The following is a 24,978-nucleotide window of genomic DNA, read 5'->3' on the forward strand; positions in this document are numbered from 1 at the left end:
ATGACCATCAAAGCAGTCGTGTTCGATTTCGGCGGCGTGCTGATCGACTGGAACCGGGAATATCTGTACAAGCAGCTGATCCCCGACGAAGCCGAGCGCCGCTGGTTCCTGGACAACGTCTGCAAGATGGACTGGGTCATGCAGCAGGACGGCGGGCAAAGCGTGGAAGAGGGGACGGCCGAGCTCGTCGCGCAGTACCCGGAACACGAGCCGCTGATCCGCGCGTTCTATGCGCGCTGGCACGAAATGGTGGCAGGCGTGCTGGAAGAAGGCGTTACGCTCGTCGACCGGCTCGATGCGGCCGGCGTGCCGCTTTTCGGGCTGACGAACTGGTCGGCAGAGACGTTTCCGTACGCGTGGGAACGCTTCGACGTGCTGCGGCGTTTCAGGGAAATCGTGGTGTCGGGGCGCGTCGGGCTGGTGAAGCCCGATCCGCAGATTTTCGCGCTGATGCGCGCGGAAATCGAAAAGCATCTGCCGGGCATCCAGCCGCACGAACTCGTTTTCATCGACGACAACGCCGCCAACGCGCAAGCCGCGACGGATCTCGGCTGGCACGGCGTGCATCACACCGGCGCGCAGGAAACGGAAGCGAAGCTGCGCGCGCTGGGCGTTCCCGTCTGAGCCATCCCGCTCCGAGCGAAGCAAACGGCGGCGCGCTACTGCCCCAGTAGGTTCTTCAGCGCGTTGCCGATTCCCTTCACCGTTTCGCCCGCGCCCTTCGCCACGCCTTCGGCGCTCACGCCGAGCGCCTTCGCGAAGCCGGCCGCGAGCTTCTTCGACAGACTCTCCGAGAGCGAGAACTTCGGATCGCGCAAGTCGCCTTCGAGCACGAAGTCGAGCTTAATTTCCTCTTTGCGGTCCTTCAGCGCGGCGATCGCTGCTTTCGTCGGAATGGAGAGAAAAGTGTCGAGCGGACTGTCGCCGTCGCTGATCTGCAAGTGGTTCAGCGTGAGCGTTCCCGGCGCGTGGATGCGGTAATCGCGGACGTTCGCGTCGATGGTCATGTCGATGGTCCCCCCCGTCACCGCTGCCTTCGCGCCGGCTTTCTTCAGCAGGTACGGATCGAGCATCGAAATATCGACGCTGCGCAGCATCGCGTGCGTTTGTGAATCCTTGTTCGCGATGACCATCCAGCCGCCCCACGAAACGGCGCCCGTGTGCGACGGACCTTTGATCGAGCCGTTCATCGACAGCGCGGTGCGGTCGGTCAGCGCGGGCAGATGCAAATGGTCGATGGTCGCGCGCGCGTCGCTGATCAGCACGCGATACGGCGGCTGCCGCACGGAGGCATCGAAGAACTCCATCGCGCCGCGCTCGAACGACACACGGTCGATCAGCTTCTCCTCCTCCGCGTGTTGGGCGGCTTTGTCGCCGGGCTTCGCGTCGGCTTCGCGCGCCGTTTCCTTGAGGCCCGGCAGCACGCGCACGCGGCCATCGGCGGAACGGGCGATCGAAAGGTAATAGTTGTCGACGCTCACATCGCGCAAGTGAACGCGGTTCGACAGTGCCGCGCGCATGTCCACGTCGAGCACGATCCGCTCGGCGCGTAACGCGTCGCTTGTCGGCCAGTCACGCGGGCCGCGCAGACGCACGCGCGAGAGCGTGATGTGTCCGAAGCCGACATCGATCTCATCGACGGAACCGTTCGGCCCGAGGGTCTCGCGGATGCGCTCCTTCATCTGATGCGCGACGAAGAACCAGCCGCCGACCACCAAGACGACGAGCGCCACGACGATTCCCATTGCCCACCGCGCTCCCCGCTGCGCGCGCCGTCCCGCCATCTGATGCGTCTCCATTTTTGGGCGTTATCGTGCCGCCAAAAACAGAAATGGCGACGGTCGCTAGACGGTCGCCATTTTCGGAGCCGATGTCGGTGCGCGCGCCCGCATTAGGCGCGCTTTGCCGCTCATCGCATGATTAGCGCGTGATCGGCTTGTACCGCAGACGCTTCGGCTTCGCGGCTTCTTCGCCCAGACGCTTGCGCTTGTCGGCCTCGTATTCCTGATAGTTGCCGTCGAAGAATTCGACGTGCGATTCGCCTTCGAACGCGAGAATGTGCGTCGCGATGCGGTCCAGGAACCAGCGGTCGTGCGAGATGACCATCACCGAGCCGGCGAATTCGAGCAGCGCGTCTTCGAGCGCGCGCAGCGTTTCGACGTCCAGATCGTTCGACGGTTCGTCCAGCAGCAGCACGTTGCCGCCCGCGATCAACGTCTTGGCGAGATGCAGCCGCCCGCGCTCGCCGCCCGACAGGTTGCCGACCAGTTTCTGCTGATCGCTGCCCTTGAAGTTGAACCGGCCGATATAAGCACGCGACGGCGTTTCATACTTGCCGACCGTCAGCACATCCGCGCCGCCGGAGATTTCCTCGAAGACGGTTTTGTCGGCGGCGAGCGCGTCGCGGCTCTGATCGACATAGGCCAGCTTGACGGTCGGCCCCATGATGATTTCGCCCGAATCCGGCTGCTCGCGGCCGGTCAACATGCGGAACAGCGTGGATTTACCCGCGCCGTTCGGCCCGATGATGCCGACGATCGCGCCCGCCGGAATCTTCATGCTCAGGTTGTCGATGAGCAGACGATCGCCGTACGCCTTGCTGACGTTCTTGAACTCGATGACCTCGTTGCCGAGCCGGTCGCCGACCGGAATAAAGATTTCCTGCGTCTCGTTGCGCTTCTGGTATTCCTGGCTATTGAGTTCCTCGAACCGCGCGATACGCGCCTTCGACTTTGCCTGGCGTCCCTTCGGATTCTGGCGCACCCATTCCAGTTCTTTCTTGATGGCCTTCTGGCGCGCGGATTCGCTCGCTTCTTCCTGCTTGAGGCGCTCTTCCTTCTGATCGAGCCAGCTCGAATAGTTGCCCTTCCAAGGAATGCCGTGGCCGCGGTCGAGTTCGAGAATCCATTCGGCGGCGTTGTCGAGGAAGTAGCGATCGTGCGTCACGGCGACGACGGTGCCCGGATAGCGCGTGAGGAACTGTTCCAGCCATTCGACGGATTCCGCGTCGAGGTGGTTGGTCGGCTCGTCGAGCAGCAGCATGTCGGGCTTTTGCAGCAGCAGCTTGCACAGCGCGACGCGGCGCTTTTCGCCGCCCGACAAATGTTCGATTTTCGCGTCCCACGCGGGCAGGCGCAGCGCGTCGGCGGCGACTTCGAGCTGCTGTTCGGGACTGCCGCCGTCGCTCGTCGCGAGAATGGCTTCGTATTTCGCCTGCTCGGCGGCGAGCTTGTCGAAGTCGGCGTCGGGCTCGGCGTACGCGGCGTAGATTTCGTCGAGCTTTTTTTGCGCCTGGAACACATCGCCGAGACCTTCTTCCACGGCCTGACGCACGGTCTGCTGCGGATCGAGCTGCGGCTCCTGCGGCAGATAGCCGATGTTGAGATTGGGCATCGGCTGCGCGTCGCCTTCGATGTCCTTATCGACGCCCGCCATGATCCGGATGAGCGTGGACTTGCCCGAACCGTTCAGCCCGAGCAGACCGATCTTCGCGCCGGGAAAGAACGAGAGGGAGATGTCTTTCAGAATCTGACGCTTCGGCGGCACGATCTTGCCGACGCGGTTCATGGTGAAGACGTATTGGGCCATGTTGTGCGTGATGTGAGTGAGGGGATGAACGCGGCGCCGAAGTGGGCGCGCGATCCGCGATTCGATGGAAGTCGGCGCGGGAAGACGCACGCGCCGGGTTGCGTGTCATTGTACTTCGGGCGTGCGCCGCTATTCCCAGCGCGCGACGCCCCCATGCCGCGAACACGTCCCGCTGTGATGCTGGCTGAAGCTGTAGGTTCCGTCGCGGCATTGCGCGCTTGCGCCTTCGGGAACGGCGCCCGAACGCGAGCGGGCGGGGGAGTGGATGACGTTGCCGTCGTGGTTGCGGTAGTGGCGGTGGGAGTCGAGGTCGGATTCGTTCGGTTGCTGCGGGCTGTAATAAGCATGGGCGGGCGCGCACGTCAGCGCGATCACGCAACCCGCTACGAACGCGCCGATTCGTGAATGTCTCTTCATCTTCTTGTGATCTCTCGTTGTGGTCTTCGGCGGTCTTCGCCGCCGTCCGCCCATGAAAAAAGCGGAGCGCCATATTTCAGGCACTCCGCTTTTCGAATCAAGCCGTTGTGACGACTTTTGACGCTCAGACGTTGAACAAGAAATTCATCACATCTCCGTCCTGCACGACGTATTCCTTCCCTTCCGCGCGCATCTTCCCAGCTTCCTTCGCGCCTTGCTCGCCCTTGAACGCGACGTAGTCATCGAACGAAATGGTCTGCGCACGGATGAAGCCGCGCTCGAAATCTGTGTGGATTGCGCCGGCCGCCTGGGGCGCCGTATCGCCGATGTGAATCGTCCACGCGCGGACTTCCTTCACGCCTGCCGTGAAATACGTCTGCAAGCCGAGCAGCTTGAAGCCCGCGCGGATGACACGGTTCAACCCCGGCTCGTCCATGCCCATGTCGGCGAGGAAATCCTGTTTGTCGGCATCGTCCAGATCGGCGATTTCTGCTTCGATCGCCGCGCACACCGCGACCACCGGCGCGCCCTCGGCTTCCGCGTGCTTGCGCACGGCGTCGAGGTACGGATTGTTCTCGAAGCCGTCTTCCTTCACGTTGGCGACGTACATCGTCGGCTTGGACGTGATGAGGCAGAACGGCTTGATGAGCGCCTGCTCCTCGTCGGTCAGCGAAAGCGCGCGCACGGGCTTCGCCTGATCGAGCTGCGCGCGCACTTTGTCGAGCACTGCGACGAGCTTCGCCGCTTCCTTGTCGTTGCCCGATTTAGCGGCCTTCGAATAACGCGTGAGCGCCTTCTCGACTGTGGCGAGGTCGGCGAGCGCGAGTTCCGTGTCGATGACTTCGATGTCCGCGAGCGGATCGACCTTGCCCGCGACGTGAATCACGTTTTCGTCTTCGAAGCAGCGCACGACGTGCGTGATGGCGTCCGTTTCGCGGATGTTCGCGAGAAACTGGTTGCCGAGGCCTTCGCCCTTGCTCGCGCCTGCGACGAGACCGGCGATATCGACGAATTCGACGACAGCCGGCAGGATGCGCTCGGGTTTCACGATCTCGGCGAGCGCCTGAAGGCGCGCGTCCGGCACTTCGACGACGCCGACGTTCGGCTCGATGGTGCAGAACGGATAGTTCTCGGCGGCAATCCCCGCCTTGGTCAGTGCATTGAAAAGCGTGGACTTGCCGACGTTAGGCAAGCCGACGATGCCGCATTGGAGGCTCATGGAATCCTTCGAACTGGTGAGACGGCGCTTCGCCGCGCGGGGTTCGTCAAACGATGCGCGCCGGGCGGGCGACAAGGGCGTCCGCCAGCGCAGCGGCCGCTCGGGCGGCCGGGCAAACCGCTATTGTACCGCCGGGCCGGACCGGCGTTTCCGCCGACTCGTCCTTTGAGCAAGCGCCAAAACCCGCGCAACCCTCGCAGCTATAATGCCCGCATGACTTCGCATCCCTTGACCTTTCACGCGGTCGTTGTCGGTGGCGGGCTTGTCGGCAAGACCGCCGCGCTCGCACTCGCCCAGTCCGGCCGGCGCGTCGCGCTGCTCGCGCCGCCCGCGGCTGGTTTGCCGCCCGGCGCCGTCTTCGATTCGCGCATCTACGCGCTGTCGTCCAGTTCGGAGACGCTGCTCGAACGACTGCGCGTGTGGCAGGCGCTCGATCGCTCGCGGCTCGGCCCGGTGTTCGACATGCGCGTGTTCGGCGACACGCACGCCGAACTGCACTTCTCGGCGTTTCAGGCTTCGGTGCCGCAACTCGCGTGGATCGTCGAATCGACGTTGATCGAACAGGCGCTCGACGCCGCCTTGCGCTTCCAGCCGAGCCTGTCGTGGTTCGAGGCGCGCGCGCAGGGCATGACGATCGACGACGACGCCGCGCACGTCACGCTGTCGAGCGGCGAAACGCTGGAAACGGAGCTGATCGTCGGCGCGGACGGCGCGCATTCGTGGGTGCGCGCGCAAATGGGCGCGAAGATGCATCGCCGCGATTACGGTCAAACGGGCGTCGTCGCGAACTTCAAGGCCGAGCGGCCGCACGGCGAAACCGCATACCAATGGTTTCGCGATACCGAAATCATCGCGCTCTTGCCGCTTCCGGGCGATCACGTGTCGCTCGTCTGGTCGGCGCGCACGGAGCACGCGGACGAACTGCTCGCGCTCGATCCGGCTCAACTGGCCGCGCAAGTCGAAGCGGCCACGCAGAACACGCTCGGCGCGCTGGAATGCGTGACGCCCGCGCAGGGCTTTCCGCTCGGGCTGCAGACGGTGGACCGGCTGATCGCGCCGCGCGTGGCGCTCGTCGGCGATGCCGCGCATCTCATTCATCCGCTATGCGGGCAGGGCATGAATCTCGGCCTGCGCGATGTCGCCACGCTTGCCGATGTCATCGCGAACAAGGAAGCCTTCCGCGATCTCGGCGACCCGATTCTGCTGCGCCGCTACGAGCGCGCGCGCCGCGAAGACATCCAGAAGCTGACGATCGTGACGGACGGCATGCAGCGCCTGTTTTCCGCGCCGGGCACGTTCGCGCAGGCCATTCGCAACACCGGCATGGCGCTCGTCGGCGCCCAGCCGCTCGCCAAACGCTGGCTCGTCTCGGCGGCGCTCGGTTGACGCGTCAAGTTCAACGGTTCAACTCACAACACCAAGGCGGGCGCGGTCGTCACGCGTCGCCCCATCATCGGGAAACGGCATGAAAACAACTCTTCGCCTTGCTCTCGCCGCGGCAGCCACGCTCGCCGCGACGCTCGGCCTCGGCTGCTCGGCGCAGGCCGATCAAACCACCGACAAGCTCAAATCGACGCTCGAAGCGCGCATGGGCGAAGCGACCATCAAGAGCATCGACAAGACGCCGATTCCGGGGCTCTACGAAGTGAACCTCGGCACGCAGATCGTCTATAGCGACGCGACCGGCAACTACGTGATGGTCGGCGATCTCGTCGACACGCGCAGCAACAAGAATCTGACCGAAGCGCGGCTTTCCGAGACCAACAAGATCGACTTCGCGAAGCTGCCGTTCGAGAACGCGGTGAAGGTCGTCAAAGGCAACGGCAGCCGCAAGATCGCGGTGTTTTCGGATCCGAACTGTCCGTATTGCAAGCAGCTCGAATCGTCGCTGAAGTCCATCGACAACGTGACCGTGTACACGTTTCTGTATCCGGTGCTGTCGCCGGATTCGACCGAGAAGTCGAAGTCGATCTGGTGCTCGAAAGACCGCGCGATGAGCTGGGAAAGCTGGATGCTCGACCGCAAGCCGCCGACCACCGCCGGCACGTGCGACACCGCCGCGATCGACAAGAACCTGAAGCTCGGCCACGCGATGAACGTCTCCGGCACGCCGACGGTGTTTCTCGCGGACGGCCGCCGTCTGCCGGGCGCGGTGCCCGCCGACCGGCTGGAAAAGGAAATCTCGGCCGCGCACTGATCGCGGCCCGATCTGGCAAGAGGAGGCGTGAGGGCGCCTCCTTTCGTTTTACGGCTCGCCATTGCGCATCCGGCGCAATGAAGCAACGCTCAGAACAAGAACAAGGACGACTATGGCAATGACTCCGCTCACGCAACCGGTGCGCTACAGCATCGTTCCGAAGAACCCGGCGGCGCATCTGTTCGAAGTGACGCTGACGGTCGCCGCGCCCGATCCGGCTGGACAGCGGTTTCTGCTGCCGGTGTGGATTCCCGGCAGCTACATGATCCGCGAATTCGCCCGCAATATCGTGACGCTGCAGGCGTTCAACGCGGCCGGCCGGCGCGTCGCCATCGAAAAGACGGATAAGCACGCGTGGCAAGCCGCGCCAGTCGACGGCGCGATCACGCTGCGCTACGAAGTCTATGCGTGGGACATGTCGGTGCGCGCCGCGCATCTGGACGATACAGTCGGATTCTTCAACGGCACGAGCGTTTTTCTCGCGGTGGAAGGGCAGTCGAGCGCGCCGTGCGTCGTCGATATTCAGCCGCCGACCGGCGGCGCGCACCGCAACTGGCGCGTCGCGACGGCGCTCGCTGAATCGCGCGGAACGAAGCGCTACGGCTTCGGCAGCTACGAAGCGGCGAATTACGACGAACTGGTCGACCATCCCGTCACGCTCGGCGAATTCGCGCTCGGCAACTTCACCGCGCACGGCGTGAAGCATGACATCGTGATCGCGGGGCGCGTCGTCGCGCTGGACATGCAACGGCTCGCGGCCGACCTGAAGCGCGTGTGCGAAGCGCAGATCGCGCTCTTCGAACCGCGCACGAAGAAAGCGCCGATGGACCGCTACGTGTTCATGACCGTCGCCGTCAGCGATGGTTACGGCGGGCTGGAGCATCGGGCATCGACGGCGCTGATCTGCAATCGGACCGACCTCCCGGTGCAGGGCCGCCCGGAAATGACGGACGGCTATCGCACCTATCTGGGCTTGTGCAGCCACGAGTACTTCCATACGTGGAACGTGAAGCGCATCAAGCCGGCGGCGTTCGCGCCGTATGACTTGTCGCAGGAAAATTACACGTCGCTGCTTTGGCTCTTCGAGGGCTTCACGTCGTATTACGACGACCTGATGCTCGTGCGCAGCGGTCTCATCAGCGCGGGCGATTATTTCTCGCTGCTCGGCAAGACGATCGGCGGCGTGCTGCGCGGCAGCGGGCGGCTCAAGCAATCGGTCGCGCAGAGTTCGTTCGATGCATGGGTCAAGTACTATCGCGCCGACGAAAATGCGGCCAACGCCATCGTCAGCTATTACCAGAAGGGATCGCTGGTCGCGCTGGCGTTCGACTTGTCGATTCGCGCGCAGACCGAGAACCGCAAGTCGCTCGATGACGTGATGCGGCTGCTCTGGCAGCGATACGGCCGCGACTTCTACAACGGCAAGCCGCGCGGCATCCGCGAGGAAGACGTCGAGGCGCTGTTCGCCGAGGCGACCGGCGCGGACTTGCGCGCGCTCTTTCGCGATGGCGTGCGCGGCACGCGCGATCTGCCGCTCGATGCGCTGCTCGAGCCGTTCGGTATCGCGCTCGCGCCCGACATGCCGACCAACGGCACGGCCGGCAAGCCGTCGCTCGGGGCGCGGGTGCGCGGCGGCGCGGAATGCACGCTCGCGGTCGTTCATGACGGCGGCGCGGCGCAGAAGGCGGGACTGTCGGCAGGCGACGTGCTGGTGGCCATCGACGGCCTGCGCGTCACCGGGTCGAATCTGGACGCGCTGCTGTCGCGCTATCTGCCGGGCGCGAGAATTGAGGTGCACACGTTCCGCCGCGACGAACTGCGTCGCACTGAAGTCAGGCTCGACGCGCCGGAAGTGTCGCGCTATGTGCTGACCGCGATGGACGGCCGCGGTGCGTCGAAGCAGTGGCGCGAGCGCTGGCTGAAAGGCTGAACGAAAGAGGCAGCGCACGTCGGAGGATTGTTCTACCGGTGCAACGATCCTTCACGGCCGCGCCGCTTTTTCCCGAACGTCGAAAACTGAAGAATGCTTCCTAACGCGGGCGCGCTTGCCGTCCGCTCCTCACTCAGGAAGGAAGCCATCATGACGACGATTCTGCAAATCAATTCCGCCGCGCGTTCGCAAGGCGCTCAGTCGACGCTGCTCGCCGACGAACTCACCGCGAAACTGCAACAAAGCAATCCGGGCGCGAAGATCGTTGTGCGCAATCTGCTCGCCGACAACCTGCCGCACCTCGACGACGCCACGCTAGGCGCGTTCTTCACGCCCGCCGACAAGCGCACGCCCGAGCAGGCCGCCATCGACGCGAAGAGCATCGCGCTGATCGAAGAACTGCAAGCGGCGGATATCGTCGTGATCGCGGCGCCGCTGTACAACTTCGGCATCTCGTCGCAGCTGAAGGCGTACTTCGACCAGATCGCGCGGGCCGGCATCACGTTCCGCTACACGGCGAACGGTCCGGAAGGTCTCGTGAAGGGCAAGAAGGTGTTCGTGGTATCGGCGCGCGGCGGCAAGTATGTCGGCACGCCGCATGACTCGCAGACGCCGTATCTGAAGTCGTTCCTCGGCTTCCTCGGCATGACGGACGTCAACTTCATCTACGCCGAAGGCCTGAACATGGGCGCGGACGTGGCCGGCACGGCGCTGGCGCAAGCGCGCGAGGCGATCGCGGCGCTGTAAGCGGCTGTTTGGTCTCTCGACAGTAGAAACCCGCTGCGTCATTCGACGCAGCGGGTTTTTTACGCAGGCGGCAAGCGCCAGTCGATCGGCGCTCGTCCGTGTTCGACGAGATACGCGTTCGCCCGCGCGAAATGCCCGCAGCCGAGAAACCCGCGATGCGCGGAGAGCGGCGACGGATGCGGCGCTTCCAGCACGCAGTGCGCCTTGCCGGTGCCCTCGATCAACCCGCGCTTGGCCTGCGCGTGCGCGCCCCACAACATGAACACGAGTCCGTCGTGCCGCAGCGCCATCTCGTGGATGAGCGTGTCGGTGCATTGCTCCCAGCCGCGCTTGGCGTGACTGCCCGCCTTATCGCGCTCGACCGTGAGCGACGTGTTCAGAAGCAGCACGCCTTGCTTCGCCCAGGCATCGAGACAACCATGCGACGGCGCCGCGAACCCGAGACTCGCCTGAATCTCCTTGAAGATGTTGCGCAGCGACGGCGGCGGCCGCACCGGCGCGGGCACCGAAAACGCGAGGCCGTGCGCTTGCGGCGCGCCCTTGTCTTCCCCGTGATACGGGTCCTGGCCGAGAATGATGACCTTGACGTCGCCGGGGCGCGTCAGACGCAGCGCGCGAAAAACGTCGGCGGGATAAACGGTCTTGCCGGCGGCGCGCTCGGCATCGACGAATGAGCAGAGCGTCGCATAGCGCGGGCTTTCGATAAACGGCATCAGATGCCGCCGCCAATCGGCGGGCAGCGCGTCGAACTGGCTTTCGAGCGTGGTGAACGCGGGCGCGTCCATCGCGCTTTCGGGCTCCGCAAAAAGGGAAGGCTGGCGATTCATGCTTCGGCGTCTTGAATACCGCTTTGCGGCTGCTCGCGCAGCCGGTAGCCGCGCTGCGCCTTGCTCAGATCTTCGGGAACGAGTTCGGGAAACGCGCCGCGCACTTCGGCGGAAAGCGTTTCCAGCGCGTGTTCGTTACCCGACTTCAGCTCGAACTCCAGTTCACTAATTTCCGCGCGACGCGTTTCGCCGTCGACGTCCGCCGTCACTTCGCCGAGATCGAGCGCCACTTCGATCTGCGCGCCCTCATGCTCGACGTCCCACACGATGCGCCGGTAGTCCGTGCGAAATAGCGCGACCAGCTCCGGCGCGGCGGCTTTGAGCGCCTCGCGGGCGGCTTCGTCGTCGCAGGCGGCGAGCAGCGCGTCGATTTCGAGCGCCTCGCCTTTCACCGGCATTTCCCACTCGTGGCGGCTGTGCATGCCCGCGCGCGATTCGCCGAGCGTCTTGTACGTTTGCAGCCATTCGTCCGGCGCGCGGCGCAGGCGCAGCGCGGCCTTGGCTTCGGCGAGCGCGAGCTGAGGCGTGTCGAAGTACACGTTGCCCAGATCGAACGGCCTGCCGGCGCCGGCGCGTTCGTCGAAGAAACGCGCCACGTCATCGTGTTGCGACGGCGGCAGCGCCAGCTTGATTTCGCGTTCCATTGCCACGATGCGGTCCCGTTAGAAGAACATGCGGGCGAGTTCGGCGCCCGGGTCGTCGGCGCGCATAAACGCCTCGCCGACGAGGAAGGTGTCCACGCGCATCGCGCGCAGCCGCTCGACGTCGAGACGCGACAGGATGCCCGATTCCGTCACCACGATACGGTCGTCCGGCATGGATTCGAGCATGCCGATGGTCGTGTCGATCGTCGTCTGGAACGTGCGCAGGTTGCGATTGTTGATGCCGATGAGCGGGGTCTTGAGCGTGAGCGCGTCGCGCAGTTCGTCGGTGTCGTGGACTTCGACGAGCACGGCGAGACCGAGCGAATGCGCGTACGCTTCCAGGTCCTGCATCTGCGAGAGTTCCAGTGCTGCTGCGATCAGCAAGATGCAGTCCGCGCCCATCGCGCGAGCTTCGATCACCTGGTAAGGATCGACGATGAAGTCCTTGCGCAGCACCGGCAGGCTGCACGCGGCGCGCGCCTCTTCCAGATACGCGACGCTGCCTTTGAAGAACTGCACGTCGGTGAGTACGGACAGGCACGCGGCGCCGCCTTTTTCGTACGAACGCGCGATGTCGGCGGGCACGAAGTCCTCGCGTATCACGCCTTTCGACGGGCTCGCCTTTTTGATCTCCGCAATCACCGCAGCCTGCCCGGCCGCATGCTTGGCGCGCAATGCGCCGACGAAATCGCGCAGGTCCCGCGCGCTCGCTTCGAGCTTCAGCTCTTCGAGCGGCGCGCTCTGTTCGGCGGCGCGAACTTCCTCGCGCTTGACCGCGATGATGCGATCGAGAATGTCGCTCATGATGGTTCCGTTATTTCGTGAATTGCTGCGTGAAGCGTACCAAGGCCTCGACCTTCTCGCGCGCCGCGCCGCTCTCGATGGCTTCGCGCGCGGCGGCCATGCCGTCGGCGATCGAATCGCACCTGTCGGCGGCATAGAGCGCCGCGCCCGCGTTCAGTATGACGATCTCGCGCGCGACGCCCGCCTTGTTGTTCAGCGCGCCGAGCAGCATGGCCTTCGACTCCTGCGCGTCCTGCACTTTGAGCGATCGGTTGGAGACCATCTGCAAGCCGAAGTCTTCCGGATGAATCTCGTATTCGAGCACTTCGCCGTTTTTCAGTTCGCCGACTTTCGTCGCCGCGCCGAGCGACACTTCATCCATGCCGTCCTTGCCGTGCACGACGAGCACGTGTTTCGCGCCCAGCCGCTGCATCACCCGAACCTGAATGCCGACGAGGTCTTCGTGGAACACGCCCTGGAGCTGGTTCGGCGCGCTCGCCGGATTCGTGAGCGGCCCGAGAATATTGAAGATGGTTCTCACGCCGAGTTCGCGCCGCACGGCCGCGATGTTCTTCATGGCCGGATGATGATTCGGCGCGAACATGAAGCCCATGCCCGTTTCGGCGATAGAGGCGGCCACTTGCTCCGGCGTGAGGTCGATGTTGACGCCGAGTGCTTCGAGCACGTCCGCGCTGCCCGACTTGCTCGACACGCCGCGATTGCCGTGTTTCGCGACTTTCGCGCCGGCTGCTGCCGTGACGAACATCGACGCCGTGGAGATGTTGAAAGTGTGCGAGCCGTCGCCACCCGTGCCGACGATATCGACGAAATTGGAGTTGTCCGCCACGTCGACGTGATTGGCGAACTCGCGCATGACGGTCGCCGCCGCCGCGATCTCGCCGATGGTTTCCTTTTTCACGCGCAAGCCGGTGATGATCGCGGCGGCCATCACGGGCGACATCTCCGCGCGCATGATCTGGCGCATGAGATGCAGCATTTCGTCGTGGAAGATTTCGCGGTGCTCGATGGTGCGTTGCAGGGCTTCTTGTGCAGTGATCGTCATGTTCTTAAGCCCGCTTGCCGGACGCCGTGTTCTTCACGAAGTTTTCGAGCAGCGCGTGGCCGTGCTCGGAAAGAATGGATTCCGGATGGAACTGCACGCCTTCCACGGCGAGTTCCTTGTGACGCACGCCCATGATTTCGCCGTCCGCCGTCCACGCCGACACTTCGAGGCAGTCCGGCAACGACTCGCGCTCGATGGCGAGCGAGTGATAGCGCGTGACGTTGAAGTGCTTCGGCAGATCGGAGAAGACGCCCTTGCAGTCCGTCTCGATCTGGCTCACCTTGCCGTGCATGATGGTCTGCGCGCGCACGACGCGCCCGCCGAACGCCTCGCCGATCGCCTGATGGCCGAGGCAGACGCCGAGAATGGGCAGCTTACCGGAGAATTCGCGCAGCACGTCGAGCGTGATGCCCGCGTGCTGCGGGTTGCTCGGCCCGGGTGAAAGGCAAATGCGCTCGGGTTGCAGCTCCGCGATCTGGTCGAGCGTGATTTCGTCGTTGCGATACGTGCGCACGTCCTCGCCGAGCTCGCCGAAGTACTGGACCAGGTTATAGGTGAACGAATCGTAGTTGTCGATCATCAGCAGCATGGTCTTGTCTCCTCAGAAGTCGCTGTCGAGGCCGTCTTGCACTTGCTCGGCCGCGCGCAAAACGGCGCGCGCCTTGTTCTCCGTCTCTTGCCATTCGGATTCCGGCACGCTGTCCGCGACGACGCCCGCCGCGGCCTGCACGTACAGATTTCCTTTGTGGATGAGACCTGTGCGAATAGCGATGGCCAGATCCATCTCGCCGCTGAACGACAGATAGCCGACGGCGCCGCCGTACAGCCCGCGCTTCACGGGCTCCAGTTCGTCGATCAATTCCATCGCGCGGACTTTCGGCGCGCCGGAAAGCGTGCCGGCGGGAAATGTCGCGCGCAGCACGTCGAAGTTGTTCATGCCCGGCTTGAGCCGGCCTTCGACCGAGCTCACGATGTGCTGAACGTGCGAGTACTTCTCGATGACCATCTTGTCCGTCACCGCGACCGAGCCCGTCTCCGCGATACGGCCCACGTCGTTGCGCGCGAGGTCGATCAACATGACGTGCTCGGCGATTTCCTTCGGATCGTTCAGCAGTTCGGTGGCGAGTTCGGCGTCGCGCTCGGGCGTGTTGCCGCGCGGCCGCGTGCCGGCGAGCGGGCGAATGGTGACGATACGGTCCTCGGCGCGTTTTTCCTGACGCACGAGAATTTCGGGCGATGCGCCGACCACGTGAACGTCGCCGCCGAAGTTGTAGTAGTACATGTACGGCGACGGATTCAGCGACCGCAACGCGCGATACAGCGAAAGCGGATTGTCGCGGAACGGTTTGATCAGCCGCTGGCCGACTTGCACCTGCATGAGTTCGCCCGCCGCGATGTACTCCTTCGCGCGACGCACGGCCTTGAGATAGTCCTCTTTCGCGAACTCGCGATACGTCTCGGTGCGCACGCTCGCCGACGTCACCGGCGGCTGAACCGTGGCGCGCAGACGGCCGCGCAACTCGCGCAGACGATGCTTCGCCTTTGCATACGCTTCGGGCTTCGTCGGGTCTGCATAGACGATGAGGTAGAGCTTGCCCGCGAGATTGTCGATGACCGCGACTTCCTCAGTCAGCAGCAACTGGATGTCGGGCAGATTGAGGTCGTCGCGCGGGGCGGTATCAGCCAGTTTCTTTTCGATGTAGCGGACCGCGTCGTAACCGAAGTATCCGGCGAGACCGCCGCAGAAGCGCGGCAGGCCAGGGCGCATGGCCACTTTGAAGCGTTTCTGGAAGCGTTCGATGAACGCGAGCGGATCGCCTTCGTCGGTCTCGGTGACCGTGCCGTCCGTGACCACTTGCGACACGCCGTTCTGCACGCGCACCGTCGTGCGGGCCGGTAAGCCGATGAACGAATAACGCCCGAACCGCTCGCCGCCGACAACCGATTCCAGCAGGAAGGAGTTCGCGCCATTGCGCTCGCTTTGGGCGAGCTTGAGGTAGAGCGAGAGCGGCGTTTCGAGGTCGGCGAGGGCTTCGGCGATCAGCGGAATACGGTTGTAGCCTTCGTTCGCCAGCGATTGGAATTCGAGTTCGGTCATCTTGCGGTCCTTGAGCGACGCGTTCGTTATGTCAGGGCGCGTCAAAGGGGATGCTTACGGCGCTGCGAGCGGCTCGTTTGCCGGATTGTCGGTCGATGCGGCTTGGCCGCGCGGCATCGAACGAGTTCGATGTCACGTGGGCGGCCTGCGCGTACGGCACCTGCCGCGCGCAACGCTAGACGGCGCATGCCGAAGCAAGGCTCGATGTACGAGATGTACGACCAATCAACGGAAACGGCGCGGGAATGCGCAGCGAAACAAAAAACGGTTGCTGAAGCGAGTGAAGCGGAACGCAACGTCACTTCAGCGTACCTCGGGCGAGGTTAGCGCGACCAGCGACGCCAGGGCCAGGCTCCCCGGTCGATGCTGCTCAGACTCCGTTTTCTGTTGAGAAACATGAGAGATGGACTATTCAGTCAGTGTGGTGTTCGGCGGCGCAAGCGTGGCGGCAATTGCCGAAGCGGCTGCGCGCAGCGAGGAAACTATACCATCGGATTTCACCGATTGCACGGCTTTCCCATGGTTGTAACCGTAGGGCACCGTGAGCGTCGCCATGCCGGCGGCGCGGCCCGCGAGCGCGTCGTTTTCGGAATCGCCGACGGCCACCGTCTCGCGCGGCAGCACGTCCAGCCGCTCGCATGCGGTGAGCATCGGCAGCGGATCCGGTTTCTTCAACGGCACGGAATCGCCGCCGAGAATGACCTTGAAGTATTGCGCGATGCCGAAGTGCGACAGCAATTCCACCGCGAAGCGATGCGGCTTGTTGGTGACGCACGCGAGGGCAATGCCGAGCTCGCGCATGGCTTCGAGCCCTGCCTCGACTTCGGGGAAGAGCGTCGAATGCTTGCCGTTGATCTTCGCGTATTCGCTCTGATACGTGGCCAGGGCGTCGTCGAACTGAGCGGTGGCCTGCGGGTGCGGCAGGCGCGCGCCGAGCACGCTGCGGATCAGGTTTTCCGAACCCTTGCCGATGTAGCCGACGACTTCCTCCCGCGTGGCGGGCTGGTCGATGCCCACGCGCGTGAGCATGCCGTTGAGCGCGGCGACGAAGTCGTCTGCGGTGTCGACCATCGTGCCGTCGAGGTCGATGATCGCGGCGCGGATAGGGCGGTTCGTGAACGCCGGCGGCGGCGCGATGACGTCGCTCATTGCTGCGCTCCCGATTTTGCCAGTTCGGCGCGCATGGCGTCGATGACCTGCTTGTAGTCGTGCGTGCCGAAAATGGCCGACCCCGCGACGAACGTGTCCGCCCCGGCTGCTGCAATTTCCGCGATGTTGTCCACTTTCACGCCGCCGTCGATCTCCAGATGAATCTCGCGGCCCGTGCGCTCGCGGTAGGCGTCGATGCGCGCCCGCGCCTCGCGCAGTTTGTTGAGTGCTTCCGGAATGAACGACTGCCCGCCGAAGCCCGGATTCACCGACATGATCAGCACGAGATCGAGCCGGTCCATCACGTGATCAAGATAATTGAGCGGCGTTGCGGGATTGAAGACGAGACCGGCCTTGCAGCCGTGATCGCGAATGAGCGAAAGCGTGCGGTCGATATGGTCCGAACCTTCCGGGTGAAAGCTGATCACATTCGCGCCGGCTTTCGCGAAATCGGGCACGATGCGATCCACCGGCCGCACCATCAGATGCACGTCGATAGGCACTTCCGTGTGGGGGCGAATGGCTTCGCACACCATCGGGCCAATCGTGAGATTCGGCACGTAATGGTTGTCCATCACGTCGAAGTGAATCCAGTCGGCTCCCGCGGCGACGACGTTGCGGACTTCCTCGCCGAGCCGGGAGAAGTCGGCGGAAAGGATGCTGGGAGCGATGTGAAATTGCGCCATGGACGTATCCGGTTGGGGCTGCAGGGACCACGAGACTCGATTCGCGCGGCCGAGCGTGCAGCCGACGGTCTGAAGCGCAATTCTAACCCGCGTTGTCTTTGGCGTAAGTCGGCCGGACGGCCAGCTTGACAGCGCGGAAAACGCCCGCGAGGTGCGCTCCGTGTTGCGGGCGCGGGCTGCATCAAGCAGAATGCCTGACCAGTAGCGGCGCACCCGCGCGCTGTTTTTGCGCAGCGCAGCGATGAATTGAATTGGAACGACGATGAGCCAGTACGAATTCACCGTGTCCGTCGAGACGCGATATATGCCCGAGCAGTCCGACCCGGACAGCCGCCAATACGCGTTCGCCTACACGTTGACGATCCGCAATACGGGCCACGTGACGGCGCAATTGATTTCGCGCCACTGGATCATCACGGATAGCGACAATCAGGTGCGGGAAGTGAAGGGGCTAGGCGTGGTCGGCCAGCAGCCGTTGCTTGCGCCGGGCGAGCAGTTCGAATATACGAGCTGGGCTGTGATCGCGACGCCGGTGGGCACCATGCGCGGCGAGTATTTCTGCGTGGCGGACGACGGCGAACGCTTCGAAGCGCCCATCGCGGAATTCGCCTTGCACGTGCCGCGCACGCTGCACTGAGCGCGCAGGCAGCGGCCAAGCGCAGACTAGCGGCGTTTGGCCGAATCGTTCGCGCGGTTCTGGTGTTTCTTTTTGCCCGATGCCGTCCACGCGACGATGAAAATCAAGAGCCCGAGCGCCACGAGCGCCTCGAGCGCGAAGATCAGCATTGGATATTCGTCGAACAGATCAGACATGGCGGTTCCCATCAAGAACGAGCATTGTATGCGGTTAGCGCCACGCGCCGCGCGAGGAGCGGCCTGGGCCGCGTCGATTGCAACGGCCGTGCTGCTCGCCTCGTGCGGCGGCGGCAGTTACGTGAAGCCGGGGCCGAGCACGGCGGGCGGCCCGCCCATCACCACGGGCCAGCGCGCGTCCTCGCGACTGACCGCGGTCAGCTGGCAGCAGGTTCCGGGCTGGCAGGACGATAGCCTGATCGGCGCGACGGCTGCGCTCCGGCAGAACTGCAGCCGGCTCGCGCGCCAGCCCGGATGGCAGAAGGCATGCGCGGCGGCACAAAGCCTCGACGATCTGGACATGTCGGCGGCGCGCAGTTTCTTCGAAGCGTATTTCACGCCGTTCCAACTCGCTAATACCGACGGCACCGTCGACGGCCTCGTGACCGGCTATTACGAGCCGTTGCTGCGCGGCTCGCGCACGCGCCACGGTGCTTACCAGTACGCGCTGTATCGCTGGCCGTATCGGTACAAGCCGGGCTCCGCGCTGCCGGCGCGCGCGCAACTCGAACGCTCCGGCGTGCTGAACGGCAACGAGCTCGTGTGGGTCGACGACCCCATCGAAGCGTTCTTCCTGCAAGTGCAGGGGTCGGGGCGCATTGTGATGGAAGACGGCAGCGTCATGCGCGTGGGTTTCGGCGGGACGAACAACCAGCCGTACCGATCCATCGGCAAGGAATTGCTCGATCGCGGCGAACTCACGCCCGCGCAGGCGACGATGCAGGGCATCAAGGCGTGGGCGAAGGCGAACCCGGCGCGCGTCGATGCGCTGCTCGACGTGAACCCGCGCTTCGTGTTCTTCCGCGAGATGCCCGCGAATGACGTGATGAGCGCGAGTCTCGGCGATGGTCCCGTCGGCGCGCTCGGCGTACCGCTCACGCCCGAACGTTCGATTGCCGTCGATCCGTCCGCCATTCCGCTGGGCACGCCCGTGTTCTTGCAGACCACGCGGCCGCTCAGCAACCAGCCGATGAACCGCCTCGTCTTCGCGCAGGACACGGGCACGGCGATCAAGGGCGGCGTGCGCGCCGACTATTTCTGGGGCCTCGGCGACGATGCCGGCGATCTTGCCGGACGCATGAAGCAAGGCGGCCGGATGTGGCTGCTGATGCCGAACTCCTGAACGCAGGGACGCTTACGCGCCTAGCTTGCGCTTGTCCACCACGCGCCGCGCCTTGCCGACCGATCGCTCTATGCCATTGACTGCAAGGACGTTCACGACGGCGCTCACGCCGATGAGCGCCTTGATGTCATAGGCGAGCGCGGTCTTCGCGCTTTCCAGCGCGGCTGTATCCGGCGCCGATTCGGGACACGGCTCGCAGTTGAGCGTGAGAACGTCGAGCGGGCCGTCCTTCGTCAGCACGATCTGATAATGCGGCGCGAGCACCGGACGCTTCAGCAGCAGTTCCTCGATCTGAGTCGGGAACACATTGACGCCACGCACGATCATCATGTCGTCGGAGCGGCCGGTGATCTTTTCCATGCGGCGCATCGTGCGCGCAGTGCCGGGCAAAAGGCGCGTCAGATCGCGTGTGCGATAGCGGATGATCGGCAACGCTTCCTTCGTGAGCGACGTGAACACGAGCTCGCCGAATTCGCCGTCGGGCAGAACTTCGCCCGTTTCGGGATCGATGATCTCGGGATAGAAGTGATCTTCCCAGATCGTCGGGCCGTCCTTGGTCTCGGCGCACTCGGACGCGACGCCCGGTCCCATGACCTCCGACAATCCGTAAATGTCCACGGCATCGATACCCATGCGTTGCTCGATGGCACGACGCATGTCATTCGTCCACGGCTCCGCCCCGAAGATGCCGATTCGCAGTGACGAGTCCGACGGATCGAAGCCTTGCCGCTCGAGCTCGTCCGCAATCGACAGCATGTAGCTCGGCGTGACCATGATGATGTCGGGCCGGAAGTCCTGAATCAGTTGCACCTGCTTCTCGGTTTGCCCGCCGCCGAACGGAATCACGGTGAGCCCCGCGCGTTCGGCGCCGTAGTGCGCGCCCAGCCCGCCGGTGAAGAGGCCGTAGCCATAGCTCACGTGCACCTTGTCGCCGCGCCGCGCGCCCGCTGCGCGAATCGAACGCGCGACGAGATCCGCCCACGTGTCGATATCCTTCGCCGTGTAGCCGACGACTGTCGGCTTGCCCGTGGTTCCCGACGACGCGTGAATACGCGCAACCCGCTCTTGCGGCACGGCGAACATGCCGAACGGATAGTTGGCGCGCAGGTCCTTCTTGGTCGTGAACGGAAAGCGCGCGAGATCGGCGAGAGACTGCACTTCGTCGGGATGAACGCCCGCTTCGTCGAACTTGCGCCGGTAGACCGGCGAGTTCTCGTAGGCGTGCTTCAGCGTCCATTTCAGGCGTTGCAGTTGCAACGCGACGAGTTCGTCGCGGCTCGCCTTTTCGATCGGATCGAGCGGCAATGCTGTGGTCATCAGTGTCTCCTTCATGCTCGCTGTCGTGGTGCGCTGGACGGCCCGTCAGACGGGAATCACAGTTCCCTTGATTTGCGCCGACTTGCCGCGAAACGTCGCCACCGTTTCGCTGTCGCGGTTGGTCACGCGGATGTCGTAGATGCCCGCGCGTCCGCTCAACGTCTGTTCGACCGCCTCCGCAGTCAGCCGGTCGCCGCCTTGCACGGGCCGCAAAAACTCGATCGAGCAGCCCGCCGCGACCGTGCTGACGTTGTACGAATTGCACGCGAAGGCGAACGCGGAATCCGCGAGCGTGAAGATCAGACCGCCGTGGCAGATCGCGTGACCGTTGAGAAAGTCAGGACGGACGTTCATCTGCAGGCGGGCATAGCCCGGGCGCACTTCGATCAACTCGATACCGAGCGCGCGCGAGCAGGCGTCCGCTTCGTACATGGCCTTGGCGGTGGCTTCCGCCAGCTGTTGAGGCGTCACAAGTCTCTCCAATAAATGGTCTTACAGGCCTTCGAAGTGCGGCGCGCGCTTCTCCTTGAACGCGGCGACGCCCTCGATATAGTCGGGCGATGCGCCGAGTTCGCGCTGAATGTCGCGTTCGAGATCGAGCTGAGCATCGAACGTGTTGTTCGCGCTCGCACGCACCAGTTGTTTGATCGCGGCCACGGCTCGCGCCGGCTGTTGCGCGAGCTGCGCCGCCAATTGCGCGGCTGCCTGCTGCAGTTCGCTGTCTTCGACGACCCGCCACACGATGCCCCAGGCTTCCGCCTTTTCCGCGCTCAACTTCTCGCCGGTGAGCGCGAGGGCGAGGGCACGCGCTTCGCCGACGCGGCGCGGCAGCAGCCACGTCCCGCCCGAATCGGGCACAAGGCCGATCTTCACGAATGCCTGGATGAAGCTCGCCGAGCGCGCGGCGATGACGAGGTCGCATGCCATCGCCAGATTCGCCCCCGCGCCGGCGGCGGTGCCATTGACAGCAGCGATGACGGGCAGCGACATCGTCTGCAGGCGACGCACGAGCGGATTGAAGTGCGCGTCGATCAGCTCGCCGAGGTCGGACATCGAACCGGGCGTGAAGTCGAGGTCGGCCAAGTCCTGTCCCGCACAGAAGCCGCGCCCGGCACCCGTGATGACGACCGCGCGCGCGTTGCTGGCCTCTACCTCCGTGAGCGCGTGGCTGAGATGGCCGTGCATTTCGCGCGTGAAACTGTTCAGCTTGTCCGGGCGGTTCAGCGTGATAGTTGCGACGCGCGTATCGCCGTCGATGTGGTACAGGACAGACTTCTCCGACATGGCATCTCCTTGAACAGCTGCCGGCTGCGTTGCTCACTCACCCGCCGATACTAGGCGTGCTGCGCGCCGCTTTCCATTCGGCCGAACGGCATAAGCCGATTGCACGCTTTCGCGCGTTGTCGTTTTCGCCTATGCCGTTTGGCCAGCTTCCGCGGGCGTTGCTTTCGGGGCAACATGGACCCGACTCTGAACAACCCGGAAGCGATTCGCGACGAAGGCGGCATCCGCGAGCGCGGCGTTGGCGGCCGGGTTGGCGCCGGTGCCGTGGAAGTCCGAAAACGCGGCCGACTGATTGACGAACACGCCACCGGTCAGATTGATCGAAAGCGCGACGCCGCCGCGTATCGCGGCCTCATGAGCGGAATGAATGACGGCGTCGTCGGTGCTGTAGACGGACAACGTGAGCGCGCCGTGCTCCTGAGCGATCGAACCGGCGAGGTCCAGGGAGTGCGCGGTCGAATCCGTTGCGATGACGAACGAGATGGGGCCGAACCATTCCTTCGTGAACTTCGCTTGGTCGGAGCGGGCGTCCATCTTGAGCAGGAGAGGCGTATGAATGCGCGCGTCGGGGAAGACTGGATGGGCGAGCGTCTGGCTATCGAGCAAAACCTCGCCGATTGCGCGGGCCTCGGCAATGCGCGCGACGACGCCTTCGTTCTGGATTGCGCCGATCAGCTCGACGGCGCGCGCCGGATCGGACGTCAGCTTTTCGACCGCGCCGGCGAGCGACTTCGCGACATCGTCGAAGCTCAAGTGACCGTCGGCGGTACGGATGCCGTCGCGCGGCACGTAGATGTTCTGCGGCGCGGTGCACATCTGACCGGAGTAGAGCGCGAGCGAGAACGCGATGTTGCGGGCGGCGGTTTTCATGTCGTCGACGGAATCGATGACGATCTGGTTGACGCCCGCCTTCTCGGTGTAGACCTGAGCCTGATGCGCATTGCGCTCGAGCCAGGTGCCGTTTTGCGTGCTGCCCGTGAAGTCGATGAGCCTGATCTCGGGGCGAACCGCGAGCTGCTGCACGAGCGGGCCGTCATGCGGCTCCGTTGCGAGCAGCGTGACGATGTTGGGATCGAAGCCCGCTTCGCGAAGCACCTCGCGGGCAATTCGGACGGTGATTGCCAGCGGCAGGATCGCGCCCGGGTGCGGTTTGACGATGACGGCGTTGCCGGTGGCGAGATCGGCGAAGAGACCGGGGTATCCATTCCACGTCGGAAACGTGCAGCAGCCGAGCACGAGCCCCATGCCGCGAGGCACGACGGTGTAACGCTTCTGCATGGCGAGCGGCGGATTCTTGCCCTGCGGCTTTTCCCAATGCGCTTCGGAAGGAATGCGGCGCAGCTGGTCCCAGGCGTAGACCACGGCCTCGAGCGCGCGGTCCTGCGCGTGCGGGCCGCCTGCCTGGAAGGCCATCATGAAAGCCTGTCCGGTGGTGTGCATCACGCTGTAGCCGATTTCGAAGCTCGCGCGATTCAGACGGGACAGGATCTCGAGGCTCACGCCGACCCACGCCTGCGGACCGGCGGCGCGCCATTCGGCTTGCGCTTTCGCAGCGGCGTGAATGAGCGCGTCCGGGTCCGCCTTCGGATAGCGAATATCGAGCGCGATGCCGAAAGGCGATTGCTCTTTGCCGACGGTTTCGCCCGTCGACGGTTGGTCCAGCTCGAACGTCTTGCCAAGGTACGCCTTGAACGTCGCTTCTCCGTCCGCGTTGGCGGTTTCCCCGTACACTTTGGGACTGGGCATTTCGGCGAACGGGCTCCAGTAGCCGCGGGTTTCGATGGCAGCGAGAGCTTTGTCGAGCATCGCCTCATGCTTCGTGAATAGCGGATGTGTCATGGTCGCGAGAACGGAAGTGAAGGACGGTTCAGCCGATTAATTAACCGACCGGTTGGTTGGTGATGTTAGCATTATCGAGATGACGGACAAGAGGTCTTTTCATTAGGACTTACCTGAGGATCGCTAGGAGGAGCGCATGACTTACGAGAATCTGCTGGTCGAGACACGCGGGCGGGTCGGACTGATCACGCTGAATCGTCCCAAGGCGCTGAACGCGTTGAACGATGCGTTAATGGACGAACTCGGCGCGGCCCTGAAGTCGTTCGACGCGGACGACGACATCGGTGCGATCGTGCTGACCGGCAGTGAGAAGGCTTTCGCGGCGGGCGCGGACATCGGCATGATGGCCAAGTATTCCTATATGGACGTCTACAAAGGCGACTACATCACGCGAAATTGGGAGACGATCCGGTCCATTCGGAAGCCGATCATCGCTGCGGTGGCCGGGTTCGCGCTCGGCGGCGGGTGCGAGTTGGCCATGATGTGCGACATCGTCATCGCGGCGGACACGGCGAAGTTCGGTCAGCCGGAAATAAAGCTCGGCGTGATTCCGGGCGCGGGCGGCACGCAGCGCCTGCCGCGCGCTGTATCGAAGGCAAAAGCGATGGACATGTGTCTCACGGCGCGAATGATGGACGCAGCCGAAGCCGAGCGTGCGGGATTGGTGTCGCGCGTGGTGGGAGCCGAGCGTCTGCTCGACGAAGCTGTCGAGGCCGCGACCATCATTGCAGGCTTCTCGTTGCCCGCGGTCATGATGGCCAAGGAGTCGGTGAACCGCGCCTATGAGACGACGCTCGCCGAAGGCGTCCACTTCGAGCGGCGCCTGTTCCATTCGCTGTTCGCGACCGAGGATCAGAAGGAGGGAATGTCGGCGTTCGTCGAGAAGCGCAAACCGGCGTTCAAACATCGATAATTTCTTGCGCGGGACCCTTGCGTATTGCCGTGCCGGTCACTAGAATTCCGTTCCTTCGCGATTCAAACGAACGCGAAGGAAGCGGGAACGGTGGTGTCGTGGTGGTGGGCTTGGAAGGCAATATGGTTCTGAGCGCGGTTGACGAGTGAAATGCTTCAAAAACTTGTTGACACTGACCGAAACGACGTACATAATCTCGCTTCTCTGCTGCTGATGCAGCGACGCAAGACGAAGCGGTTGAGCCCAGTGCTCGATGCGGCGAGGTGGAAAGTCTTGGCGGATTGCTCTTTAAAAACTAACAG

At 64.0% G+C, this 24,978-nt stretch carries 25 protein-coding genes; 9 read left to right on the forward strand and 16 right to left on the reverse strand.

The annotated features are described in order from the left end of the window. Entirely contained in the window at window positions 1-624 is a 624-nt protein-coding gene (locus HWX53_RS27040; protein ID WP_175946613.1) for an HAD-IA family hydrolase, read from the forward strand. Window positions 625-659: 35 nt separating this feature from the next. Here HWX53_RS27040 and HWX53_RS27045 read toward each other — a convergent pair whose 3' ends face one another. From HWX53_RS27045 to ychF, 4 genes are all read right to left on the reverse strand, one after another. Next, a complete protein-coding gene (locus HWX53_RS27045) occupies window positions 660-1,784 on the reverse strand; it encodes a DUF748 domain-containing protein (protein ID WP_175946658.1) in 1,125 nt (374 codons plus the stop codon). Window positions 1,785-1,920: 136 nt separating this feature from the next. Beyond that, window positions 1,921-3,588: an energy-dependent translational throttle protein EttA gene (gene ettA, locus HWX53_RS27050; protein WP_175946615.1), complete on the reverse strand. Its 1,668-nt coding sequence runs from the start codon at window positions 3,586-3,588 to the stop codon at window positions 1,921-1,923. Between the two features lie 129 nt (window positions 3,589-3,717). Then, on the reverse strand, window positions 3,718-4,005 hold the full coding sequence (locus tag HWX53_RS27055) for a DUF3761 domain-containing protein (RefSeq protein WP_175946617.1): 288 nt from the start codon (window positions 4,003-4,005) through the stop codon (window positions 3,718-3,720). Between the two features lie 124 nt (window positions 4,006-4,129). Beyond that, complete coding sequence (ychF, locus tag HWX53_RS27060) at window positions 4,130-5,224, reverse strand: redox-regulated ATPase YchF (RefSeq protein WP_175946619.1); 1,095 nt, start codon at window positions 5,222-5,224, stop codon at window positions 4,130-4,132. On the opposite strand from ychF, the gene HWX53_RS27065 reads away from it, so the two are divergent. The 5 genes from HWX53_RS27065 to HWX53_RS27085 all read left to right on the forward strand — a co-directional run bounded on the left by HWX53_RS27065 (window position 5,223) and on the right by HWX53_RS27085 (window position 10,098). Further along, entirely contained in the window at window positions 5,223-5,393 is a 171-nt protein-coding gene (locus HWX53_RS27065; protein WP_175946621.1) for a hypothetical protein, read from the forward strand. The two genes, ychF and HWX53_RS27065, sit on opposite strands and share 2 nt — an antisense overlap. 44 nt (window positions 5,394-5,437) lie before the next feature. Beyond that, window positions 5,438-6,610: a UbiH/UbiF family hydroxylase gene (locus tag HWX53_RS27070; protein ID WP_175946623.1), complete on the forward strand. Its 1,173-nt coding sequence runs from the start codon at window positions 5,438-5,440 to the stop codon at window positions 6,608-6,610. Window positions 6,611-6,689: 79 nt separating this feature from the next. Beyond that, window positions 6,690-7,421 (forward strand): DsbC family protein, encoded by a 732-nt coding sequence (locus HWX53_RS27075; RefSeq protein WP_175946624.1) that lies wholly within the window; start codon window positions 6,690-6,692, stop codon window positions 7,419-7,421. Window positions 7,422-7,539: 118 nt separating this feature from the next. Continuing rightward, window positions 7,540-9,351 (forward strand): PDZ domain-containing protein, encoded by a 1,812-nt coding sequence (locus HWX53_RS27080; RefSeq protein WP_175946660.1) that lies wholly within the window; start codon window positions 7,540-7,542, stop codon window positions 9,349-9,351. A gap of 150 nt (window positions 9,352-9,501) precedes the next feature. Next, window positions 9,502-10,098: an NAD(P)H-dependent oxidoreductase gene (locus tag HWX53_RS27085; RefSeq protein ID WP_175946626.1), complete on the forward strand. Its 597-nt coding sequence runs from the start codon at window positions 9,502-9,504 to the stop codon at window positions 10,096-10,098. Between the two features lie 59 nt (window positions 10,099-10,157). Here the strand turns inward: HWX53_RS27085 and HWX53_RS27090 are convergent, their stop codons facing one another. From HWX53_RS27090 to rpe, 8 genes are all read right to left on the reverse strand, one after another. Continuing rightward, the gene (locus tag HWX53_RS27090; RefSeq protein WP_244140303.1) at window positions 10,158-10,883 is read right to left on the reverse strand and encodes a uracil-DNA glycosylase; all 726 of its coding nucleotides are present in this window, start codon (window positions 10,881-10,883) and stop codon (window positions 10,158-10,160) included. Window positions 10,884-10,921: 38 nt separating this feature from the next. Continuing rightward, entirely contained in the window at window positions 10,922-11,575 is a 654-nt protein-coding gene (locus tag HWX53_RS27095) for a CYTH domain-containing protein (RefSeq protein ID WP_175946630.1), read from the reverse strand. Window positions 11,576-11,587: 12 nt separating this feature from the next. Further along, window positions 11,588-12,373 (reverse strand): indole-3-glycerol phosphate synthase TrpC, encoded by a 786-nt coding sequence (gene trpC, locus HWX53_RS27100; protein ID WP_175946632.1) that lies wholly within the window; start codon window positions 12,371-12,373, stop codon window positions 11,588-11,590. Between the two features lie 10 nt (window positions 12,374-12,383). Further along, window positions 12,384-13,415, reverse strand: coding sequence for an anthranilate phosphoribosyltransferase (trpD, locus tag HWX53_RS27105; protein ID WP_175946635.1), 1,032 nt, complete (start codon window positions 13,413-13,415; stop codon window positions 12,384-12,386). Between the two features lie 4 nt (window positions 13,416-13,419). After that, entirely contained in the window at window positions 13,420-14,004 is a 585-nt protein-coding gene (locus HWX53_RS27110; protein ID WP_159837057.1) for an aminodeoxychorismate/anthranilate synthase component II, read from the reverse strand. A gap of 12 nt (window positions 14,005-14,016) precedes the next feature. Further along, entirely contained in the window at window positions 14,017-15,513 is a 1,497-nt protein-coding gene (gene trpE / locus HWX53_RS27115) for an anthranilate synthase component I (RefSeq protein ID WP_175946637.1), read from the reverse strand. A 408-nt stretch (window positions 15,514-15,921) separates the two neighbouring features. Continuing rightward, on the reverse strand, window positions 15,922-16,662 hold the full coding sequence (gene gph, locus HWX53_RS27120; protein WP_175946639.1) for a phosphoglycolate phosphatase: 741 nt from the start codon (window positions 16,660-16,662) through the stop codon (window positions 15,922-15,924). Continuing rightward, a complete protein-coding gene (gene rpe / locus HWX53_RS27125) occupies window positions 16,659-17,348 on the reverse strand; it encodes a ribulose-phosphate 3-epimerase (RefSeq protein ID WP_175946641.1) in 690 nt (229 codons plus the stop codon). Before rpe ends, gph begins: the two co-directional genes overlap by 4 nt. Before the next feature lie 262 nt (window positions 17,349-17,610). Between rpe and apaG the strand changes: the two genes are divergently transcribed. Then, entirely contained in the window at window positions 17,611-17,985 is a 375-nt protein-coding gene (gene apaG, locus HWX53_RS27130; protein WP_175946643.1) for a Co2+/Mg2+ efflux protein ApaG, read from the forward strand. A gap of 96 nt (window positions 17,986-18,081) precedes the next feature. After that, on the forward strand, window positions 18,082-19,323 hold the full coding sequence (locus HWX53_RS27135; RefSeq protein WP_175946645.1) for an MltA domain-containing protein: 1,242 nt from the start codon (window positions 18,082-18,084) through the stop codon (window positions 19,321-19,323). A 12-nt stretch (window positions 19,324-19,335) separates the two neighbouring features. Here the strand turns inward: HWX53_RS27135 and paaK are convergent, their stop codons facing one another. From paaK to paaN, 4 genes are all read right to left on the reverse strand, one after another. Next, window positions 19,336-20,640: a phenylacetate--CoA ligase PaaK gene (paaK, locus tag HWX53_RS27140; RefSeq protein ID WP_175946647.1), complete on the reverse strand. Its 1,305-nt coding sequence runs from the start codon at window positions 20,638-20,640 to the stop codon at window positions 19,336-19,338. A 45-nt stretch (window positions 20,641-20,685) separates the two neighbouring features. After that, window positions 20,686-21,072, reverse strand: coding sequence for a hydroxyphenylacetyl-CoA thioesterase PaaI (gene paaI, locus HWX53_RS27145; protein WP_244140304.1), 387 nt, complete (start codon window positions 21,070-21,072; stop codon window positions 20,686-20,688). A 60-nt stretch (window positions 21,073-21,132) separates the two neighbouring features. Next, window positions 21,133-21,924, reverse strand: coding sequence for a 2-(1,2-epoxy-1,2-dihydrophenyl)acetyl-CoA isomerase PaaG (gene paaG, locus HWX53_RS27150; protein WP_175946652.1), 792 nt, complete (start codon window positions 21,922-21,924; stop codon window positions 21,133-21,135). Between the two features lie 129 nt (window positions 21,925-22,053). Continuing rightward, window positions 22,054-23,763, reverse strand: coding sequence for a phenylacetic acid degradation protein PaaN (gene paaN, locus HWX53_RS27155; protein ID WP_175946655.1), 1,710 nt, complete (start codon window positions 23,761-23,763; stop codon window positions 22,054-22,056). 136 nt (window positions 23,764-23,899) lie between these two features. Between paaN and HWX53_RS27160 the strand changes: the two genes are divergently transcribed. Further along, window positions 23,900-24,676 (forward strand): enoyl-CoA hydratase, encoded by a 777-nt coding sequence (locus HWX53_RS27160; RefSeq protein WP_175946657.1) that lies wholly within the window; start codon window positions 23,900-23,902, stop codon window positions 24,674-24,676. The last annotated feature ends 302 nt before the right edge of the window (window positions 24,677-24,978 follow it).

Origin of the sequence: Caballeronia sp. BCC1704 (assembly GCF_902833455.1) — a bacterium.
Classification (GTDB): domain Bacteria; phylum Pseudomonadota; class Gammaproteobacteria; order Burkholderiales; family Burkholderiaceae; genus Caballeronia.

Bases quoted from the DNA above. Each gene is read 5' to 3' on its own strand.
- HWX53_RS27040 (WP_175946613.1), top strand. From the start codon at position 1: ATGACCATCAAAGCAGTCGTGTTCGATTTCGGCGGCGTGCTGATCGAC.
- HWX53_RS27045 (WP_175946658.1), bottom strand. From the start codon at position 1,784: ATGGCGGGACGGCGCGCGCAGCGGGGAGCGCGGTGGGCAATGGGAATC.
- apaG (WP_175946643.1), top strand. From the start codon at position 17,611: ATGAGCCAGTACGAATTCACCGTGTCCGTCGAGACGCGATATATGCCC.
- HWX53_RS27080 (WP_175946660.1), top strand. From the start codon at position 7,540: ATGACTCCGCTCACGCAACCGGTGCGCTACAGCATCGTTCCGAAGAAC.
- paaI (WP_244140304.1), bottom strand. From the start codon at position 21,072: ATGTACGAAGCGGACGCCTGCTCGCGCGCGCTCGGTATCGAGTTGATC.
- trpE (WP_175946637.1), bottom strand. From the start codon at position 15,513: ATGACCGAACTCGAATTCCAATCGCTGGCGAACGAAGGCTACAACCGT.
- gph (WP_175946639.1), bottom strand. From the start codon at position 16,662: ATGAGCGACGTCATCGCGCCGCCGCCGGCGTTCACGAACCGCCCTATC.
- HWX53_RS27075 (WP_175946624.1), top strand. From the start codon at position 6,690: ATGAAAACAACTCTTCGCCTTGCTCTCGCCGCGGCAGCCACGCTCGCC.
- ettA (WP_175946615.1), bottom strand. From the start codon at position 3,588: ATGGCCCAATACGTCTTCACCATGAACCGCGTCGGCAAGATCGTGCCG.
- HWX53_RS27070 (WP_175946623.1), top strand. From the start codon at position 5,438: ATGACTTCGCATCCCTTGACCTTTCACGCGGTCGTTGTCGGTGGCGGG.
- trpD (WP_175946635.1), bottom strand. From the start codon at position 13,415: ATGACGATCACTGCACAAGAAGCCCTGCAACGCACCATCGAGCACCGC.
- HWX53_RS27055 (WP_175946617.1), bottom strand. From the start codon at position 4,005: ATGAAGAGACATTCACGAATCGGCGCGTTCGTAGCGGGTTGCGTGATC.
- paaG (WP_175946652.1), bottom strand. From the start codon at position 21,924: ATGTCGGAGAAGTCTGTCCTGTACCACATCGACGGCGATACGCGCGTC.
- paaK (WP_175946647.1), bottom strand. From the start codon at position 20,640: ATGACCACAGCATTGCCGCTCGATCCGATCGAAAAGGCGAGCCGCGAC.
- HWX53_RS27110 (WP_159837057.1), bottom strand. From the start codon at position 14,004: ATGCTGCTGATGATCGACAACTACGATTCGTTCACCTATAACCTGGTC.
- paaN (WP_175946655.1), bottom strand. From the start codon at position 23,763: ATGACACATCCGCTATTCACGAAGCATGAGGCGATGCTCGACAAAGCT.
- HWX53_RS27090 (WP_244140303.1), bottom strand. From the start codon at position 10,883: ATGGACGCGCCCGCGTTCACCACGCTCGAAAGCCAGTTCGACGCGCTG.
- HWX53_RS27160 (WP_175946657.1), top strand. From the start codon at position 23,900: ATGACTTACGAGAATCTGCTGGTCGAGACACGCGGGCGGGTCGGACTG.
- trpC (WP_175946632.1), bottom strand. From the start codon at position 12,373: ATGAGCGACATTCTCGATCGCATCATCGCGGTCAAGCGCGAGGAAGTT.
- HWX53_RS27085 (WP_175946626.1), top strand. From the start codon at position 9,502: ATGACGACGATTCTGCAAATCAATTCCGCCGCGCGTTCGCAAGGCGCT.
- rpe (WP_175946641.1), bottom strand. From the start codon at position 17,348: ATGGCGCAATTTCACATCGCTCCCAGCATCCTTTCCGCCGACTTCTCC.
- HWX53_RS27065 (WP_175946621.1), top strand. From the start codon at position 5,223: ATGGAATCCTTCGAACTGGTGAGACGGCGCTTCGCCGCGCGGGGTTCG.
- ychF (WP_175946619.1), bottom strand. From the start codon at position 5,224: ATGAGCCTCCAATGCGGCATCGTCGGCTTGCCTAACGTCGGCAAGTCC.
- HWX53_RS27135 (WP_175946645.1), top strand. From the start codon at position 18,082: ATGAAAATCAAGAGCCCGAGCGCCACGAGCGCCTCGAGCGCGAAGATC.